This is a genomic window from Cupriavidus pauculus, from assembly GCF_003854935.1.
Classification (GTDB): Bacteria; Pseudomonadota; Gammaproteobacteria; order Burkholderiales; family Burkholderiaceae; genus Cupriavidus; species Cupriavidus pauculus_C.
The window spans coordinates 190127-208175 of record NZ_CP033968.1; the positions used below are offsets into that span (position 1 = coordinate 190127).

19 protein-coding genes are annotated in these 18049 nt (G+C 59.4%); 16 read left to right on the forward strand and 3 right to left on the reverse strand.

What is annotated here, in order from left to right; genetic code table 11:
* Window positions 1–2: 2 nt before the first annotated feature.
* Window positions 3–530 (reverse strand): site-2 protease family protein, encoded by a 528-nt coding sequence (locus tag EHF44_RS01140; protein WP_017510875.1) that lies wholly within the window; start codon window positions 528–530, stop codon window positions 3–5.
* A gap of 603 nt (window positions 531–1133) precedes the next feature.
* Here EHF44_RS01140 and EHF44_RS01150 point away from each other — a divergent pair.
* From EHF44_RS01150 to EHF44_RS01190, 9 genes are all read left to right on the forward strand, one after another.
* The gene (locus tag EHF44_RS01150) at window positions 1134–2342 is read left to right on the forward strand and encodes a hypothetical protein (protein ID WP_017510873.1); all 1209 of its coding nucleotides are present in this window, start codon (window positions 1134–1136) and stop codon (window positions 2340–2342) included.
* A gap of 777 nt (window positions 2343–3119) precedes the next feature.
* A complete protein-coding gene (locus EHF44_RS01155) occupies window positions 3120–3707 on the forward strand; it encodes a hypothetical protein (protein ID WP_017510871.1) in 588 nt (195 codons plus the stop codon).
* Window positions 3708–3852: 145 nt separating this feature from the next.
* Window positions 3853–4566 (forward strand): N-6 DNA methylase, encoded by a 714-nt coding sequence (locus EHF44_RS01160; RefSeq protein ID WP_223277485.1) that lies wholly within the window; start codon window positions 3853–3855, stop codon window positions 4564–4566.
* Between the two features lie 419 nt (window positions 4567–4985).
* Window positions 4986–6071 (forward strand): hypothetical protein, encoded by a 1086-nt coding sequence (locus EHF44_RS01165; protein ID WP_017510868.1) that lies wholly within the window; start codon window positions 4986–4988, stop codon window positions 6069–6071.
* A gap of 149 nt (window positions 6072–6220) precedes the next feature.
* Window positions 6221–6697 carry a hypothetical protein gene (locus EHF44_RS01170; protein ID WP_017510867.1) on the forward strand — a complete coding sequence of 159 codons (477 nt, stop codon included), beginning with the start codon at window positions 6221–6223 and terminating at the stop codon, window positions 6695–6697.
* Window positions 6698–6853: 156 nt separating this feature from the next.
* Window positions 6854–7219: a hypothetical protein gene (locus EHF44_RS01175; RefSeq protein WP_017510866.1), complete on the forward strand. Its 366-nt coding sequence runs from the start codon at window positions 6854–6856 to the stop codon at window positions 7217–7219.
* A gap of 355 nt (window positions 7220–7574) precedes the next feature.
* Window positions 7575–8228 carry a hypothetical protein gene (locus EHF44_RS01180; protein ID WP_017510865.1) on the forward strand — a complete coding sequence of 218 codons (654 nt, stop codon included), beginning with the start codon at window positions 7575–7577 and terminating at the stop codon, window positions 8226–8228.
* A 38-nt stretch (window positions 8229–8266) separates the two neighbouring features.
* Window positions 8267–9097 carry a hypothetical protein gene (locus EHF44_RS01185; protein WP_017510864.1) on the forward strand — a complete coding sequence of 277 codons (831 nt, stop codon included), beginning with the start codon at window positions 8267–8269 and terminating at the stop codon, window positions 9095–9097.
* 211 nt (window positions 9098–9308) lie between these two features.
* Complete coding sequence (locus tag EHF44_RS01190) at window positions 9309–11102, forward strand: phosphoadenosine phosphosulfate reductase family protein (RefSeq protein WP_017510863.1); 1794 nt, start codon at window positions 9309–9311, stop codon at window positions 11100–11102.
* Window positions 11103–11329: 227 nt separating this feature from the next.
* On the opposite strand, the gene EHF44_RS28255 is transcribed toward EHF44_RS01190, so the two are convergent.
* Entirely contained in the window at window positions 11330–11473 is a 144-nt protein-coding gene (locus EHF44_RS28255) for a hypothetical protein (RefSeq protein ID WP_167585606.1), read from the reverse strand.
* 90 nt (window positions 11474–11563) lie between these two features.
* Here EHF44_RS28255 and istA point away from each other — a divergent pair, with 90 nt between their 5' ends.
* From istA to EHF44_RS01230, 7 genes are all read left to right on the forward strand, one after another.
* Window positions 11564–13117, forward strand: a complete 1554-nt coding sequence (istA, locus tag EHF44_RS01200) for an IS21-like element ISRme9 family transposase (RefSeq protein ID WP_011239930.1) — start codon at window positions 11564–11566, stop codon at window positions 13115–13117.
* A 7-nt stretch (window positions 13118–13124) separates the two neighbouring features.
* Window positions 13125–13880 (forward strand): IS21-like element ISRme9 family helper ATPase IstB, encoded by a 756-nt coding sequence (gene istB, locus EHF44_RS01205; protein WP_011239931.1) that lies wholly within the window; start codon window positions 13125–13127, stop codon window positions 13878–13880.
* 141 nt (window positions 13881–14021) lie between these two features.
* Complete coding sequence (locus EHF44_RS01210) at window positions 14022–14450, forward strand: hypothetical protein (protein WP_017510862.1); 429 nt, start codon at window positions 14022–14024, stop codon at window positions 14448–14450.
* Between the two features lie 192 nt (window positions 14451–14642).
* Entirely contained in the window at window positions 14643–15098 is a 456-nt protein-coding gene (locus EHF44_RS01215) for a hypothetical protein (RefSeq protein WP_017510861.1), read from the forward strand.
* Window positions 15099–15271: 173 nt separating this feature from the next.
* The gene (locus EHF44_RS01220; protein WP_017510860.1) at window positions 15272–15751 is read left to right on the forward strand and encodes a hypothetical protein; all 480 of its coding nucleotides are present in this window, start codon (window positions 15272–15274) and stop codon (window positions 15749–15751) included.
* Between the two features lie 143 nt (window positions 15752–15894).
* Window positions 15895–16215, forward strand: coding sequence for a hypothetical protein (locus tag EHF44_RS01225; protein ID WP_124682112.1), 321 nt, complete (start codon window positions 15895–15897; stop codon window positions 16213–16215).
* 262 nt (window positions 16216–16477) lie between these two features.
* Window positions 16478–17317, forward strand: coding sequence for a hypothetical protein (locus EHF44_RS01230; protein WP_029309258.1), 840 nt, complete (start codon window positions 16478–16480; stop codon window positions 17315–17317).
* 242 nt (window positions 17318–17559) lie between these two features.
* On the opposite strand, the gene EHF44_RS28945 is transcribed toward EHF44_RS01230, so the two are convergent.
* The gene (locus tag EHF44_RS28945) at window positions 17560–17979 is read right to left on the reverse strand and encodes an HNH endonuclease (RefSeq protein ID WP_367613694.1); all 420 of its coding nucleotides are present in this window, start codon (window positions 17977–17979) and stop codon (window positions 17560–17562) included.
* Window positions 17980–18049: the final 70 nt, after the last annotated feature.

Below are 18049 nucleotides of genomic sequence, written 5' to 3' on the forward strand. Positions count from 1 at the left end.
GACTACACCAGCAGGGCTACTAGCGCGATCGCCACAAAGCCGGCGCACAAGAGGTACTGCCGGCTTTTTGGGCTGATTTTGATCCCGCGTCGTACGATGAAATGCTCAATGATGGTCCATCCGTCCAGGGGCGGCAGCGGGATCAGATTTGTCGCCAGGAGAACGAAAGAACCCTTGGCGCAGAGCCCCACCAGCCATAGCGGGTATATGGCGTCGACAAGATAGAACGCTATGCCGGTTACCAGGGACATCGCCGGGCCAGCCGCAGCGACGATCGCGCGCTTGTCGGAGGGCGACTGCTCATAGTGTTTGCTCGCCACAAAGGCCCACAGGGGCACAAGGCCGAACTCGATCGGAACTTTCTTGATGGTGATTGTGAACAGCTTCACGCCACCAATTACAACCTTGTCGGGGCGAATGCCGACCCTCTTCATGGCCAGGAGATGGCCGTACTCGTGGATACCCAGCAGCACGACCAGCAAGTGCCACATGATGTACGCGGCGAGGAAGAGTAGGAACGCGGTCTGCATGAGTCAATAGGTAGTTGGTGGCCCGGTGGGTCCTAGCGTTGGACCCGATTATATCCGACTGATACGCGGTTCGTATCTATACGTGTTAATCGTTGGATGTGCGACATAACGGTAGGGCCAAGCCAACGCATCGTGCGAAGGCGTGCTTTTTCTCAAAGGCGCCACTGCCGGTGCCGAGCCCCTTGGAGATGACCCCATGATCCTATCTGCATACACCGTCGATACCACCCCCGTCGGCTTCACGCCATGCTGGTGGCCGGCCACTTCTTTGGGAGCAGCAACGACTGTGGCGAAATCGCTCTCTGAACGGTTGGGTGAGGATGAAAGGTACCCGAATCCCTTCTGGGTCATCGACGCTGACAACGCCCCCGTGTGCAAGTTCTACCGTGGTAAGAAGTACGCACCGAGCGAATCTGTTTAACCTCATCGTCCGTCGGCATCTCTGATGCCGACGGTTTTTGCTTTCTTGGGCTTGGGCGTTGCCTGGCGCCAACGCTCAATGGGTTCCGGGCGTGTGCCTTCTGGCTGAAGAACTCATGGCGGTTGAATGTCAGGCCGCATACAATTAGTATCTGATCATCACATAACGCGTATGCATACCCTATGACGTACAGAACAAACGCTACCCGGATGCTGGCCGGCGCCGGCGCTGCGATACTCCTGCTTGCTTCAGGTGCGGCGGGCGCGGACCCTCATTCCGATGGATTGGCCTTTGGCAAGGGGCAACTGGGCGGTTTGAACGACAAGGTGAACCCCCAGAATGCACAGGACCTGCCGTTCTACACTAACAATCCTCCGCAGGCAGGTGGGTTTGGGGGGCCATCGCTGTTCAGCCTGGGGGTGGGGCGGATTACAACCTGCAAAACGGCCGAACATGGACCGGATTCGGTCGCCAATCAGGAATGCGACGCGGTGAACTTTCTGGCGAAGAATCCCCAGGACCGGGTCAAGATCCCTGTCAACCCGAACGACCCAATCATCAAGGGCATCGGGGATACGATCAACAACGCCAAGCCCGGCAATGTTACGGACAGTGGTTGCTACCCGAAGACCACCACCACGCCGGCGCAGCATGAGACGGAAGTCTGCAACGAGTACCTCGTAACCGAGGATAAGCAGTGCACGATGGGGCAGGTGGTGGAAGTGGATGCGAAGTCGAACTACCAGTGCAACATCACGAAGAATTCGACATACCTGACCAACTGCGACAAGGTCCTGATCGTCCAATGCGGCGGGGGCTACTGCGACACCGGTGGTATTTTGCCGCTGACGGTTTCGGCGACGACGGGTAGTGCAAACATTCGGTACGAGGCGCCGTACTTGTGGATCACCCATAACTATCAGACGCAGTATTGGGTAGAGTCATCCACGTTCGCCTTCAATATTCGGAATGTTAGCGAGGTTAAAACCTTTCTGTGGGAGTACACCTACGTCGATAATTGGATCTGGATTGCGATCAACGGGCAAAAGGTCGGCGTCCGAGCGAACAACGGAACACCCGCACAAGCTCAGTATGCCGATAAATTTGAACTCGGCTACTATATAAACGACCAAAACAACGCGCAATATCCCGACGGGACTATCGATCTTGGGGCGGGTGGAGTATGGGGCGTTGAGCGACCGAACAACTTTGAGATTGCGGAGAACGTTGATTTGAAGCCATATCTCCGAAACGGCACCAATGTGATTGAGTTCAAGTTGGCCAACGGCGCAGGACCAGGCAACGGGAATATCCGAATTAATGCGCAGCAATATTGCCCATGCACAGAGTATTGGGAAAATCAATGCACTTTGCTTGAGCAAAAATCATAATAAATTTGTGTTTTGTGTCGCGCCATTAAGGTCGGTACGTCGCGCCATTAAGGTCGGTACGCGGGGCTTTCAATCGCCCGCAAAGCCTTGCTGGAGGCGGCCGTACCGACCTTATCCATTTGTTGTTGCCGATTATTTGCCACGGATAACGACAAAAATATCATGAATTCTAATTGTCATTGTTGGTACAGATTGGCGCATTCGAGTGCTGACATCATCAAAACCTGATGTGGGCCGTTTGCCGTTCGCTGACTAGTCCCTGCGCGGTGCTTTTGGCGCTTCCAGACAAATGTGCTGCATAACGTGAGGGCCAAGCTGATTGGACAACCGGCGCTTGGCGATCAAGGCAAATAGAGGAGAGCAAGCTATGATTGGAACACCGGTACTGCAGCGCAAGCCGATCATCATTCAACGATGGGCGGACGAATCCACCGCAAGCAGCATCCCCAGGAAGGACGCGGCATACATCCTTCGCGCGAACCGGAAGCAGCTCGGCAGGGCGCGTGTCGTGCGAACCCGGCTTAACGGGCGAATCGAGATCCGTGGCTATGGGCGCACCATGATTCTGTGTCGGCTCTAGCGCAGGGGGCAGATCTCTCGGTGCAATTGCGATCGAGCGTTTCCCTGAGAACGAGTATCAAGGCCCTCCGAGTACTTCGGATGGCCTTTTTTGTTGTCTGTGGTTGAACCGAGAGGGCTTGCGCTTCCCGTTGGGCGTTGCGCATATCTCCATGTCCGGCCAATCCAATGGCTTTCCTCAGACTGGAGAACCCACTCATGAACAACGCACGAAGCGAACTTGCACAAGCCGTCTCGCTGTACCACCTTGCAGATCGAGCCCTGCACCTGCACTGTCGGTCCTGGCTGGCCTTGTCATCCTCCTTGCTGCCGGCGATCGAGCGGTTCTGGGCCGCGGAGCGCGTAGCTTTGCGTCCGGACTGGATTCCGGTTCAGGTGCGGGAGGAGGGTGAGTCAGCTCTTCGGCTTTGCAATGCTGCACAAGACCGGAAGGAGCGCCTAGCGGCAGTGCGATTGGAGCGCCTCAGGGAGGTGTTCCGCGCCCTAGGGAGCTACTACGGTGCGATGATGGCTCGAGATGCAACAGGCAGCCTTGTCAGCCGATTCCAGCGGCACCTGCGAGATGCATTGCGGGAGCGGCAGGAGAACGCCGATCGCGTGAAGGTCCGCCTTCGCGCAGTGACTGACGTCGAGCCGTTCGAAATGATGATCACTTGGTCCCGCGCGCTTGGCTATCGCTCGCCGCGGGATTTCTTCGTGGATCTTCGGATCGAACTGGACATCCGCAGCGGCATCGAGCCGGTCGCTCTTGAACAGGCAGCTCGCCTCGGGGTAATCGCGGCATAAGCCCATCCCCATTCAACCGTCCGTGCCGCCCCACATCCATATGGGGCGGCATTCTTATTTGCACCGGTTCGTCATCTCCCAGTCATCAATGACAACGGGAGATGATCCTATGGCTGGTGTTGTATCTCGACGAGCGTCCAAATCTGTGAAAGCGATCGCGGACGAGCTCGATGATGGCTATCGCCACCGAATGGCAGAAATGCTGAGGTTCATGCTGAGCGAAATCATGGTTATCTGGGGCTTCCCTGCGTGGGACCCGGTTCCGGAAGTTGTCCGCGGCAAGATCACCAACGCGATATCGGCCTACGATACGGCGGTTGCAGAAGAAGAGCCGTTCCTCGATCTCCTCGGCCCGCTCTACCAGGAGCTCTCGAGCCGTGGTGGCAAGCAGCAGCTCGGGCAGTTCTTCACGCCGTGGAACCTTGCAAAGCTGATGGCTCATTTGACTATTCCACCCGATCCCCAGGAGGACACAAGCGGCAGGCTTATCGCAACCTGTGATCCCACCTGTGGCAGCGGGGTGCTGATGCTCGCGGCAGCGAGTGCTGTCCTCGAGAAGGAAGGCGCCGCGGCTCTCCGGAAGTGGAGTTTCCATGGGTGCGACGTTGATCCGATCTGCGCGCGGATGATGGCCATTCAGTTCCTCGCGAACTGTGCGAGCCATCGCATCGAGGTTGGTGAGGTGGTCGTGTTCCGGGGGGATAGTTTGAACCTCCAAGTGAAAAAGGAGCTGATCACGCACGCGAGTGCCCCGGGTCTGGCCGTCATGCCAGCGAATGCACCAGGGCGACAAAAGCTGCTCGCGGACACCGCCCGCGGCGCCGGCGTGACGCCTGTCACCGCGGATTCCATGGAGTAATGCAATGGAGCTGCATCCAACGGTACGAGACGGCCTGACCAACGCAGCGCAAGGTTGGCGGGAACAAGAGGAGCTGTACAGGCAGAAGAGTGCCAATGAAGGTGGCAATCCCGCGGCACTGGCCATGGCCAAGGTCTGCGCGGACGCTGCCACAAGTCTGGAAATGCAAGCACAGGACGGAGTTCCCAGGTGCGCATGCTGTCTGAAGCCGATATGGACGGATCTCGATCTCCGCCCATACTGGAAACGATAGCTGATCTGCAACCCTCACGACCACCTCTAGAGGTGGTCGTTTCTTTTTGGGGTGTCGCCGTGCTTCCGTGTCTTGCTTCTCGCCTTGAACGGTATCCCCCAAAGCCGCTGTACACCTTCCTGTGCCACATCTCAGGCGTGATAGACAACCTCACAGGAGAGAACTCATGGAAACAGTTTCGGAAGTCAGTGTGTTCGGAGTACTGCTGGCACTGCCGGGCTGGCTGCAGGAACGACTGTCCCAGGTCGAACGGCTGGAGGGCCGTGGCAACGCTTTGAGCTCCTCGGAGCCCAAAGCGGTTTGGCACCAGTTGAGTATGGACGGCGTGGCCCTGCTGGAAGGGGGCGCAGTAATCAGAGCCGTCGTGCTGGGTGCCGATCCCGCCAGTTTTGAGGGTGTGGCCATCGTGTTCATTGAAGGCGGCGCGGTGGATCGGATCGTCGTGCGGGGGAACTCCATCCAGGGCGTGCACTTTGAGGAGGCTGCCTATGTGGCGTTGGCCGAGTACCAAAAGTACTTGCCGAAGGCCCGCGCAGTCCCGATCATCAGCACGCTGTCCCAGCCTCGTGCTTCGACGCCGACGGCCGTCGCTGCATCGCCTGCCTATGTGGCTGAACTGGCGCCCCTGGCGCTGGGTGACTCAGCAGTTGACGCGAGCATCCGTGCGGCCATGTCAGCCGGCGTTGTCCTGAACTCAGTCGATGCTGACGAGATCAGGACGGCAATGGCCAAGTGCGATGATCTGACCAGGCGAGCGACGCGGCTGTTGCGCCTAGCGTCGGACCCGATGAGGAAGGGAAACGCGTTCCCCATGGGGGTCGGGTTCACGAAAATGACGAAGCGGGCATCCCAGCGTATCGACGCCTCTGTCCGACGTGCCGGCGAAGCGAGCGAGTTGCTTCGTCGAGCTGACAGCGCCCGCCGCTACGCGGAAGGCCTGCTGGCCGGGGAGAACACCTTTGCCGCTCGGCAGCGAGCGACCGCGGCGCAGGAAGAACTGCAGCGTCGGGTCGTTGGCGAACTTCTTCGGTGGGCCAAAGGGCGATCCATACTGAAGTTGGGCGTATTGCGCGTGAACCGCGATGGGGCGGGGTATCCCGTATCCTTTACGGTTTCTGGTGGCAATGTCTCGGCCGGCTTTGGCGACAAAGTTGACGTCGTTCGCGCGTTCTTTCGCGGTAACAAAGAGGCGTTTTGCACTCTGGTTGACCAGTTGCGCGGGTCTGAGTTGGCTGGCGTAGGTCCGACCTAACTACCTGATGGCCACCGTATCCTCTCGATACGGTGCTTCTTTCTTCAAGGTTCGTGCTGTGCGTGCCGTGAACTTGACCAAAGATACAAGTGACATTTGATCACGGCTGATTGCCATTACCTTGTACCAAGACAACGTGGAGCACCATCGTGAGGAAGATTCTGATTCTGGCAGTTAAGCTTGCAGGAGTACTTCTGTGCGGCCAGGCATTCGGAGCGTCGATCGACGAAACCGTAGGCATGGTTGCGCAGACTCGCCAGACGACGGTCGCGACCATCAACGGACGCGACGCCGAGATCATCTATGTCGGTCGGTTCGGGGACTGTGACTCCGTGGCGGTGCGCTCGGGAAAGCACTATCAGCATTTTCGGGTGTGCAGCGGTAGAGTCCAGGCCCGTAATACCGTGGCGCCAAGTTGGGCCGACGATCAGGGCAGCCAGCGAGTTTTGGCTGCAGTGGTTCGGAACGCGATCTTCTACGGCCAGTCTGCGCAAGTGGACGAGAACGGTTACCTCATTACCGCAAGGACGCTAGGGGCGGTAGAGGCCTCCTGCAAAAACGTTGAGGTCGTCATCAGTTATGATGGAGACCTGGTCGACAGAGGCCTCAAGCGGATCTGCGGCTGATATCCGCTAATTCCAAACCTGGAGTGCCCCTCACCACAACGGTTGAGGGGCATTTTCTTTTTTCCCTCCTCTAGAACCCCTTGAGGGCCAGTCAATCTACGCACTCATGTCGAGCATCTCCTCCCTGCAAGAACAACCCTTACAGGAGCAGGCGTTATGGCACAAAAAATTGTACGTTGGCGTTCCAACTATCGCGGCGAGGCCCGGTTCGACGTCGTTGCTGGACCTCTGGCCGGCGAGACGGTAGCGGTGCGGTTCCTGAAACCGGACTACTACGAAAAGGACTTCCGTGACAACGCTGGCGGCGTCTTCCTGCCGGACTGGGGGGTCTACACTCGAGAAGTGATGTCATCCGTTGGTATTGTCCGCAGCACGCTGCATCCCGCGGGTTTGCCGACTGATATCGTGGAAGCCGTGAACGCCGATTTCGACGATCTCCGGGCGTCTTCTGATCCCGGGATCTTCTTCGGCTCCTTCTTGAACGGTCGCTACGACCCGCAGGTTGGCTGGGTCGCTCACTGATCCCGCCTTCGTAACCCCATCGACCCACCAGGTGACTGCTGTCAACTGGTGGGGTTTTTCATTCGGCCGGCCACAGTGCGGCCGGGATCTTACTGCTGCTGTTCCACATCGCCGGACACTATCCAACCCGTCCATTCCCATCGCGTTCCGACTCAGGAACCGGTGGGCATTTTTTTATCTGTCGCGCACGACGCCCGCGAGCGCCTCGGCGCCGGGCGGATGGCTGGGCTCCCCGTCGCGGGGGGGGCGGCGGGCGGTGGTGGTCAACAATCAACGCGGGGGGCGGTGTTCAAGACTTAGTCGCGCCTGTTCCTCATCACTCCGGGCAAGTCCAACTTCCACCCGGAGATCCCAAATGCAAGACCAGTTCTATGTTCTTTACTCGCCCACCGAAGCCGCGGCTCTGACCGATGCTACGCCTGGTGAGCACGGGGCCGGCTTCTGGTCGGCAGAGGATGGCTGGTCGAGCTTTGACAAGGCGACCCGTTACGCTGCCGGCCTGCGCGAGATTCTTCCGTTCCCGAAGAGCCTTGGCGACGATGCAGGCTGGGTGCTCGTCGACAGCATCCTGTTCCTGGCGCTGGCGAAGCGCTACTCGGAAGATCCGCAGCTTTCCGAGCAGCTTGATCGCCTTGCCGATCGTTATGCCGACGAGGTTATCGGCGGTCACCCGGAGCGTTTCAACTCCGTGGAAATCCAAGGCGTACGCAATGAGCACTCTCCGCGAGATGCCGGCGGCGGCATCGTCGAGCTCGACAACGTCGATCCCCAGTTCTATTCCGTCTATCTGCACTACAAGCCGGAAGAAGAATGTGGGAGCGATTGCGTCGGCGACTTCGCCACGTACGAAGGCGCGGTTGAGTATGCCAACGAACTCGCCGAAGAGAATGGATGGGCAATCCTTGATCTCGTCACCGAGGACGGCAGGACGCCGCGGTGGGAGCCAAGCCATTCCGTTCCGCGCGTGCTTCCTGTGCGCGGTCGTCATGACCTCTCCGTTCAAATCTAACCACCACACTCTTCCCAATCCTACATAGGAGCTTCATCATGGCAAACACCTACAGCACTTCCACGGGCGTTCTGATCCTCGACAAAGTCACGCCGATGATCATGGCACTCTTTGGCGCATTCGCACTGGACCCGATCACACCGGGGAATGGTGAGGTCTACATAGCCTCGACTCCCGAGGATGAACCGCACTGGGGGAAAGTCAACGATCGGGTGGCGGCGCTGAGGTCAGATCTGGGAGTCGAACTCCCGGATGACACCAGTGAGGGCATCGCAATGGAGTTGTTCGCGCTGGCGGAGCACTTCGGCATCAACGACCCGGAGCTCTTCCAGCTTCTCGATCACCATGAGTTCACGGAGGACGAAGATGCTGATCTGCAGGTTCTTTTCGATCTTGCGCAGTGGTTCGACGACGGCCACGGTCTGAAGGCGATCAAGTTCGAGGGGAGCTGGCGGTGCGACAAGCCACAGTTGTTCGAGTTCGGTGGCGCCGGCGACTTCATCGGTCGGCACATCTCGGTAAGGTCCAGCTCGGCCACGGCGATCGTGCTTGGCGCGGAACTGGATGCAGCGATCGAGATCGGCAACCTGGACGGCGTAGCTACCCGCTTCGTCACCCAGATCAACGGCATCCTCGCTGGCCTCACGGACGGGGCGATCGCAGATCGCGTGCGCGTAAAGCTCGGTCGCTCCCTGGTCGACGCGTACGGAAAGCTCGAGGAGGGCTCCCCAGCCTGGCTGCGAGCGACCTTCGACACTGAACACCCAGATCATCCCAGGTCGGCGTGGCGATCAGAGGTAGCAAACGATGACACCCTGCTCGGATATTGGGAATGGGTGTTCCACAGCATCGAAGGCGCAGCAGTCTGAGTCCGGGGCAAGCAGCCTGGAACCGCGGCTGAGGCACCCACCCGCAACATAACCACGTGCTGGCTACCAGCACACACGGCCGCTCACTATGTGAGCGGCTATTTCTTTGCGCGTTCCTGATCTGCATTCCCTTCTGCAAGGGTTTCCCACTTAACCGCCAAATGCCTCCCACCCCGTGCGGGGCGAGCGGCTGGCTATCAGGAGCAAAGAAATGGTTGACACAAAGACGATCGAGCTGTTCAGGCGTGACGAAATGGTCTTCACCGTGCAGGAACTGATCGAGAAGGCCTTGGCAGCGATCGGGGCCCTGTTCGCCGGCGGCCATCCGATTATTGTGGCCTACAGCGGAGGGAAGGACAGTTCTGTGGTGGCTGCCTTGGTTCTCCACGCGGCAGTTTTGGCAAAGGCGTCTGGGGGCAATCCACTGGTCATCGTGACGACAGGGGATACTGGCGTCGAGTCACCTGAGTCCCAGTCCTTGTACCAAGCTGAGACGGCGAAGATGCGGCGGTTTGCGAAGGAACACGGCGTGCGGCTTCTTACGAAGACGGTTCAGCCCACGCTGCTCTCGACCTGGCAGTTGAAGATTCTGAGCGGCCGAGGCCTTCCAAGCTTCCCGGGCTCTCAAAGTGACTGTTCTGTCGATCTCAAGATCCATCCTCAGCGCATGTTCCGACGCAAGCTGTTCAGAAAGCTTGCTCAGGAGAAGCTCCCCGAGCCCGTAACGTGTCTGGGCACCCGCCTGGACGAGGGCCAACGCCGCGCCGCTGCCATGCTTGTCCGCGGTGACCGCTCGGACGTGCCGGTTCGCAACAAGGACGGAGAGCTGATCCTCAGTCCGGTTCGGGTGTGGAGCACCGATGATATATGGGAGGCCATCGCAATCTACGGCGGTCAGCAGTACCCATCGTTCTCGGACTTCGAAGAGACGAAACGTGTGTATGCACATTCCTCAGGCACATCGTGTGCCGTTGTCGCTGACGCAATCTATGAGGGCGGCGAGAAGCGAGGGAAGGGCGGCTGTGGTGCTCGGCTCGGGTGCCACGTGTGCCAAGTTGCGGAGGACAAATCGCTCGCCAACATGATCGAGTACGACGCGCGCTATGCTTACGCCAAAGGGCTGAACCAGCTGAACCGTTTCATCCGCAATACTCGGTATGACTGGCAGAAGCGGCATTGGGTGGGGCGGACGATCAAAGAGGGTTGGGTCACGATCCAGCCGGATACGTACCATCCTTCAATGATTCGTGCGCTCACGCGATACATGCTGCAGTTGGACTACGACGAAGAGTTGCGCGCAGCGAATGCTGGTGAGCGGCCGAAGTTCAGGCTGCTTCCGCTGGATGTCATGATCGCTGTGGACGCAATGCAATCTCTGAACGGCGTGGCTATGCCATTTTCGGTCTGGGCAGACCATCGGGACATCAGGCAACGAGGAGTCCGCTACGATGTGCCAGATGTGCCGACAGTCAAGCAAAGCCCGATACCTGTTGCGCGGTTCCTGCACGTTGGCAAGGAGTGGGATTCGACGGCTAGCAATGCAACATGGACTGGCCTGCGTGATCCGTACTTTGAGGCTCTCACCGAGAGAAGTGGGTGTGCGCCGGAGCTGACGACCCTAAAGGACGGAAAGCTGGCGTGGGCAGTGGAAACGGAGCCTACTTTCTCGGTGGACCTCGAGAGCGCCTGCTTTATCGAGGACTTCGAGGTGGACCGATTGCTCCAAATGCATGATCAGGGAGTGATGCCGGGCGGAGTTACCACAGGGTACCTTTGGTACTTGTCTTACGGGTGTCTCTCCCTGTCACACGCGCAGCAGAACGAACACGATGCGATCTGCCGTCGTACCGCACACAAGGATCGTCTCGGTATTACCTGTGAGTACGACATAGACGCACTCATTGGTCGGTCGGTCGGGTTTGCCGATTTACCGCCTGAAGCCCGGGTTGCATGGGGCGGGAAGGCGACAACGGCATCGGCACAAGTCGATCTCTTGTTCAATTAAACACTCCCCGGGGGCGTATCCACGCTGCCCGGGGATTTTTCTTTTCCGGTACGCTGTGGCGCGCATGGTGATCGGGCAGCGGGCCGCCGCAGAGGAGGGTTACGGCAAGTTGGCGTCCCCTTTCTGTTCTCCTGGTGTACATCTCTTCTCGCAAGGACTTTCCAACAACCCCCAGGGCGTTCCTGCGTATTTCGGGGCGCGTGATCAGCGATTTCGGGGGAACGTGATCACCTGTTTCGGGCGGATGCTGATCGCTGGTTTCGGCGGAACGTGATCACTTCGGCGATGCCGCCGAAATCGGTGATCAGCTTCCCGAAACGAGTGATCACGTTGCCGAAATAGGTGATCAAGCAGCCGAAATGGGTGATCACGCACCGCAATGGGGCCGGGGTTAGGGGTGGGACTGCGCATGGACTAGAACGCCGGCGATACGCTGCTTCCTTTTTCAAGGAAGCAAGCTGATGCCGGCCAACCGGATGACCATGCGCAAAATCAAGGAAGTGCTTCGCCTGAAGTGGGCGTGTGGCCTTTCGCACCGGCAGATCGCTAGGGCGACGGGTGTGAGTGTTGGCGCCGTTTCGCAGTACGCGGCAATGGCGAAGGCAGCGGGGCTGGATTGGCCGCAGGCGGACAGCCTGAACGAAGATACGCTGGAGCAGCGGCTGTTCGGCGCGCAGAAGCCGGCCAACAGCCCGGGCGGGCGGGTGATGCCGGACTTCCCCTATCTGCATCGCGAGTTGCGCCGCAAGGGCGTGACACTGCAGTTGCTGTGGGAGGAATACCTGGAGGCGAATCCAAACGTCCCCATTTACCAATACACGCAGTTCTGCTGCCGTTACCGGGACTGGGCAGCGACGCTCAAGCGGTCCATGCGCCAGCAGCACCGCGCCGGCGAGAAGCTGTTTGCTGACTTCGCCGGTCAGATGGTGCCGATTCTGGATGCGGAGGGCGGCATTGCCTTCGAAGCCAGCATCTTCGTCGCTGTGCTCGGCGCTTCAAATTACACGTACGCGTGCGCCACCCGGGGGCAGACCACTGCCGACTGGATCGGGGGAATGGTCTGCGCGATGGAATTCGCCGGCGGCGTGCCCGAGCTGCTTGTTCCGGACAACCCGCGCGCGCTGGTGGCTCGCCCTGACCGATACGAGCCAGTGCTGTCCCGAACTGCAGAAGACTTCGTTCATCACTACGGCACGGCCATGCTGCCAGCACGGCCACGCAAGCCGCAAGACAAGGCCAAGGTCGAGACTGGCGTACTGATCGTCGAGCGGTGGATCCTAGCGCGGCTGCGCAATCACCGCTTCTACAGCTTGGGCGAGCTCAACAAGGCTATCAAGAAGCTCGTCGCCGACCTGAACGACCGACCGTTCAAGAAGCTGCCTGGCACGCGCCGGGAGTGGTTCGAGCGGTTGGACCGGCCAGTGCTGCGACCGCTGCCGCCGCGGCGCTACGAAGTTGCAACGTTCAAACAGTGCCGCGTCAACGTCGACTACCACGTCGAGATCGACGGCCACTACTACAGCGTGCCGCATGCCCTGGTGCGCAAGGCGGTGGAGGCTCGCGTAACTCGCCACACCATCGAGATCCTGTACGGCGGCAAACGGGTGGCGCTGCACGCGCGCAATACCCGCAAGGGCAGCCACAGCACGGTCAAGGAACACATGCCGGTGGCCCACCGCGCGCACCTCGAATGGACGCCCGGCCGGCTGCTCAACTGGGCAGCCTCGATTGGGCCCAACGTCGCCGTCATCGTCGAATACCAGCTCACCCACAAGAGCCATCCCGAGATGGGCTATCGCGCCTGCCTGGGTCTGCTGAGTCTGGCCAAGAAGTACAGCAAGGAGCGGCTCGAAGCCGCTTGCGCCCGCGCCGTCGCCATTGGCTCGCTCACGCGTAAGTCTGTGGTCTCCATCCTTGAAAACCATCTGGACCGGCAAGCCACTCTGCCGGTATCGCAAACCGAGTGGCATTCCCCCATGCACGACAACGTGCGCGGACCCGACTACTACCATTAGGAAAACTATGCTGATGCAACACACCGTCGGCCAGCTCAAGGCCCTGAAGCTCGACGGGATGGCGCGGGCCTTCGAGGAACAGTCTGCCCTGACCGCCAGCTCCAGCCTGCCGTTCGAAGAACGCTTCTCCATGCTGGTCGACCGGGAGATTGCTTGGCGTGACACCAGGCGCCTGGAGCGGCTGCTGCGCTCGGCCAAGCTCAAGCACGCCCAGGCATGCCTCGAGGATGTGGTCTATGACGGCAGCCGCGGTCTTGACCAGCGGCTGGTCGCCAGCCTGGCCAGTTGCGACTGGATCCGCAATGCTCAGAGTCTCATCCTTACCGGGGCGACCGGTGCCGGCAAGTCCTGGCTGGCCTGTGCGTTTGCTCAGCAGGCCTGTCGGCAGGGATTCTCTGCGCTCTACCTGCGGGTGCCGCGACTGTTCGAGGAACTGCAGATCGCCCACGGCGACGGGAGCTTCACCCGCCGCCTGGCACAGCTCGCGCGCATCGATGTCCTGGTGCTGGACGACTGGGGCCTACAGGAGCCTTCTAAAAGCGCACGCGGCGATCTGCTGGAAGTTCTGGACGATCGCGTCGGCACCCGCTCGACCATCGTGACCAGCCAGCTCCCGATCGAGCATTGGCACCAGTGGTTGGATGATCCGACGCTGGCTGACGCCATTCTGGACCGGCTGGTCCACCAGGCGCACAAGGTATCGCTCAAAGGCGAATCCATGCGCAAGCGCTCGGCTACCGACGTCAAGAAACGGGCATCGTGATCACCTACGCTACAATCTCCTGACCGCGCAGTACCACCTTCCTTCCCTGATCACGTTCGCCGAAACCGCTGATCACCTTCACCGAAATCCGCAGCGTTCCGTGCCTTTGGGGCGCGGGCGACTGGATATCAGGAGCATATTGTGCTGAATGCAATCTCGAACGAAACGACAGCTGGACTTGAACTGGCGGTTGCACTGGAGCTGTTCTGTGTAACTCTGGACTGGCAGCCTGGCGACGACGAGCAAGGCGACTACTCGGTATCCGTCTGGGCAGTCGACGAGGACGATGCCATTCGTCAGGTGGCAGAAGAAATGGCTGACTCCGGCGAGAAGAGCTTCGAGACCGAGGCAGAACGTGTGGCGTACATCCAGTGCGTCATCGACGGAGCTGGACAGTATGCCGCGGAACATGTCAAGAACAGGTTGCTCAGTGATCTCGACAATCTGCTGAGGAACGATCGTCCGGAAGCACTGAAGGCAATCAAGGCCATCTTGGATGGTGCAGATCCAGCTGGCAGCACGACGCCGGCGGCCGACGATGCAAAGCGGAGCGATCCGCCTGCGCAGTAGGCACTGCGCATTTCAAAACTCGTCGCATCGACTAGCACTCTAGTAGTGCAACTCAGAACCCCGTTCATCCGAAAGATGAGCGGGGCTTTTTGTTTTTGGCCGGAGCTTCTGGTTGTGGACGTGTGTGACTCATTCCCATTGGCAAGGACAAGGGGGAATGCCCCTACCAACCCTACCAATGGAGTAAACAGCATGATCGAATCCGCAAACACCGAAGTGAATGGCTTTTCGTCAACAAAGCTGCCGGTCGACCGTGACCTGATCAAATCGCAGCGCCTTCTCAACATGATTGAGGTTGTGGAAGTCCTCCATGCCCCGGACGGTGAGCGAACGCTCTGGCAGATGCTGGTTGACGCCGGCGCTGACATCGATCGAATCATTTTCCGAGATGTCGATGACCTCCAGGCCGAACGGGCGCCTGCCCTGCAGTTTCGCGTGGATACCTCGAAACTGAAGGGTTTTTTGGTCCTCGAGCATGCCCCTGGTCAGCACGGACTCCGTATTTTGGTCCAGACTGAGGGAACGATGGTGCTGAAGGTGGTCCATGCGGGGGTTCTCCTGCGCGACCTCGCGACGAAAATCGCTCACCTGATCGACGACGGTACCCGCCGGAACGAGCCCGCTAGCCGCGTGATCGTAAAGGAGTAACCCATGGCCCCGGCGCACATAGTGCCCGGGGTTTTTCTTTGTCTGGAGCCATCGCGGCGGGGCGGCGGCTCCCTCCTGCGGCAACTCGTGCGTGCTGCCGGGTATGCCGCGATGTTGATCATCCCGGCATCTCAGGCCAGATCCGAGGCCTCAATTCTTCAGAAGGAACAAGAATGTCTACCTCCAGGCAAGTCGATTTTCAGGAGCTTTGTCCTCATTGTGGGCAGGATTGCCTTGCAACGTTGTATGAGGACAATTTTGGGTACGAGTCCTCGGCGGCGCATTGTCACGGCTGCGGCTACCGAGTCGCGGTCGATATCGGAGATGGTGGCGGCGTAGACGCAAGTATCCAGACGAACAAGCTTGGCGGCATGATCGTCTCAGGCTGCATCGTGGACGGAGAGTCATGCTGCTCGATGACGCTTGGGAGCCTGATCGGAGGACAGACAATGCGTGATCGCGAGATCATCAATGGCAGTCCCCCTGCCTGGTTCGCCTTTGTCGACGATGTTGGCGTAACGGTCCTTCGTGGCGCTCCCGCGGACGATCCGGCCTTTGCCGATATTGTCTTGGATGCGCGGAAACGGCTTGACGAGTTGGAAGTCGTCTCCGACGAGCAGCTCCAGGACATTCCTGAGCCTATAGCACTTTAACCATCGACGGCCCGTCACACACTCGCGTGTAACGGGCCAGTTTCTTGTGATGACCGGTCGGCTTGTTTGCACCTGCGGTTCATATCAAGAGGCAAGGAATAGAGCCTGCACCAGGCTAGAATTTCTCGAACTGGAGATTGGACATGGATCACACCTTTAAAACCGGCGCCGAGATCGACGGCTTTCTTCGATCGGAGGGCCTTACGGAAGCCTCAACCGGGGGAGGGTACTCGGGCTGGTTCCTCGAGCTCCAAGGCAAATCGGGCCCCTGGCAGGTCATGATCTCTGACTGGACTACCGATAGCACCAGCATGCAGCCGGGCAAACCCATTGGAATCGCGCTCTACGCGCCTGGTGGTGCCGAAACACAAGCGGAGGTGCTGCCGAATGCCGATGGCCTGCGGGATGCACTGAAGCGGTTCCGGGATGCCGGCGCGCAGCTGTTCGGTACCGCGCCGGGCTGAGGAGAAATGTATGGGCATCCGAGCTAAGGCCGGCATGATGTTTGTCTACGAACTCAACGGCTGCCGCCTGACCGACCATCTGGTCAACGGAACGTGGGTCACCGTCAAGGTTGAACCGCTACCGGCATAACCTGATCGCACCGCGATCGCAGCCTCCAGCTCACGATGTGTGACTGGAGGCTTTTCTTTGAGTACCGCTGCGTGTGAAACATCTCCTACCTGTCAGGCCATCGCAAGTGGCCTCTTACCCAGGAGATCGATCATGAGCCATTTTTCCAAAGCAGTAGACCGCCGTTCCCGCCCTGCGATGACGGAATTCTTGTCCTCGCACTTCCGCTACCACACCGCTGGCAGCCACAACCGCAGTACTTCCTATGCCCACTGCATCAAGGTCGACCGAATTGGCCTGAACCGCGAGCAAACCGCTGCTGCGTACGACATGCTGGGGGCGGAGACGTACTGGGATCGCATCAATGATCCCATTTGCGAGTTCACCCGCTCCATGCACGGGTTGTACACGATTGGGACGAACGGGCGATCCGGTGGCTATTTGGTCCTCTATCGCAGTGAGTACCAGAGCACGAAGCATCTGTCTTTTTGCCGGTCGTGCGGCCAGCGGAACTTCAGGCGAGTTGCTCCTACCTTGGAGGGCGCGGAGGGTATCATCGGCGCCGAGATCCTTCGCAATGGGGGCCTCTGGCACGACGACGTCTACCTCGATCAATCGGCAATCCAGGCGATCGCGCTCTCGGACACGGAAAAGCTGGCTATCGTTAGCAAGCTCAAACCGCTGTTGAAGGACTGTTCCGCGGACAACCGTTGTGGCGTCTGTTCGGCCACCGGCGATCGCGGGCGCGTGAACTACGAAAAGTCCCCGGTCACGCTTTCGCCCTGGCCGATGCGTCCCATCGATCAGGATATTGATTTCAGTGACATGAGCATGGACGAACTGCGCTCGCGCGTCGACGTCGTCACGGCGTTCGATGCTGCGTGCGATGAAATTCGCGAGAACTTCATTGAGTTGCTTTCCGACTTCGCGCCGGTTGAACGAACCATCATGGTTCCCAAAACCGTCACCGTCCTCGAACGACGCGCGGTTTAATCGCCCAGCCCACCGGACCGATGTCTGGTGGGCTTTTTCTTTCTGATCGGTGCAAGGCCCGGCGCCAAGCACGTAACCGGTAAGCATTTATGCGAAATGCGCGTGCAATGCGGCTTCGTGGGCATGACCGAGCGACAAGAGGGGGGGGCGCCCCTGGCTGCAGCAGGCCTGACCCGCTGTCTGATCCAAACCAACCCCGGGTGCTCTCGCGAGCTGCCGGGGTTTTTCTTTTCCGACTAGCCCTACTTCGAGCCGCCTCGGTGCCCCTGAAAACTGCCGAGCCAGTTTGGGGTGAAGATCCTGGCAGATGGTGCGCGGCGGTAGACATGTGCGCGGTGCCAGGCCAGGTACCTTTGCATAAATTTGTTCGGCTTCGGCCTGAGGTGTCCCGTGGCTAGGAAAGGGAGTTCACGCAGCTGGCAGTAGTCCCGAAACTCTGACGAGACTAACAGGGAGCCGTCATCATCGAACGAGACAAACCCGGGGCCGAACGCTTCGTCGATGTGTGCAGTGAGTACTAGGACGTTGGACAAATCCATCCTTTCCGCGTCCGAGGAGGCGGCCCACGACTTGATGTGTGTGACCCGAAGATGCGCTTGCTCCTGGAGCCCCGTCAATTGGCAGGATACGGCGTGCCGCCTCGAGAGCGCCCTCCAGAGCAAGTCTAGTCCGATCCGTTGTCTCGCATGCTGGTCGGCTACGGTGGCGTGGGTGATGCCTGCGGTTGCCTCC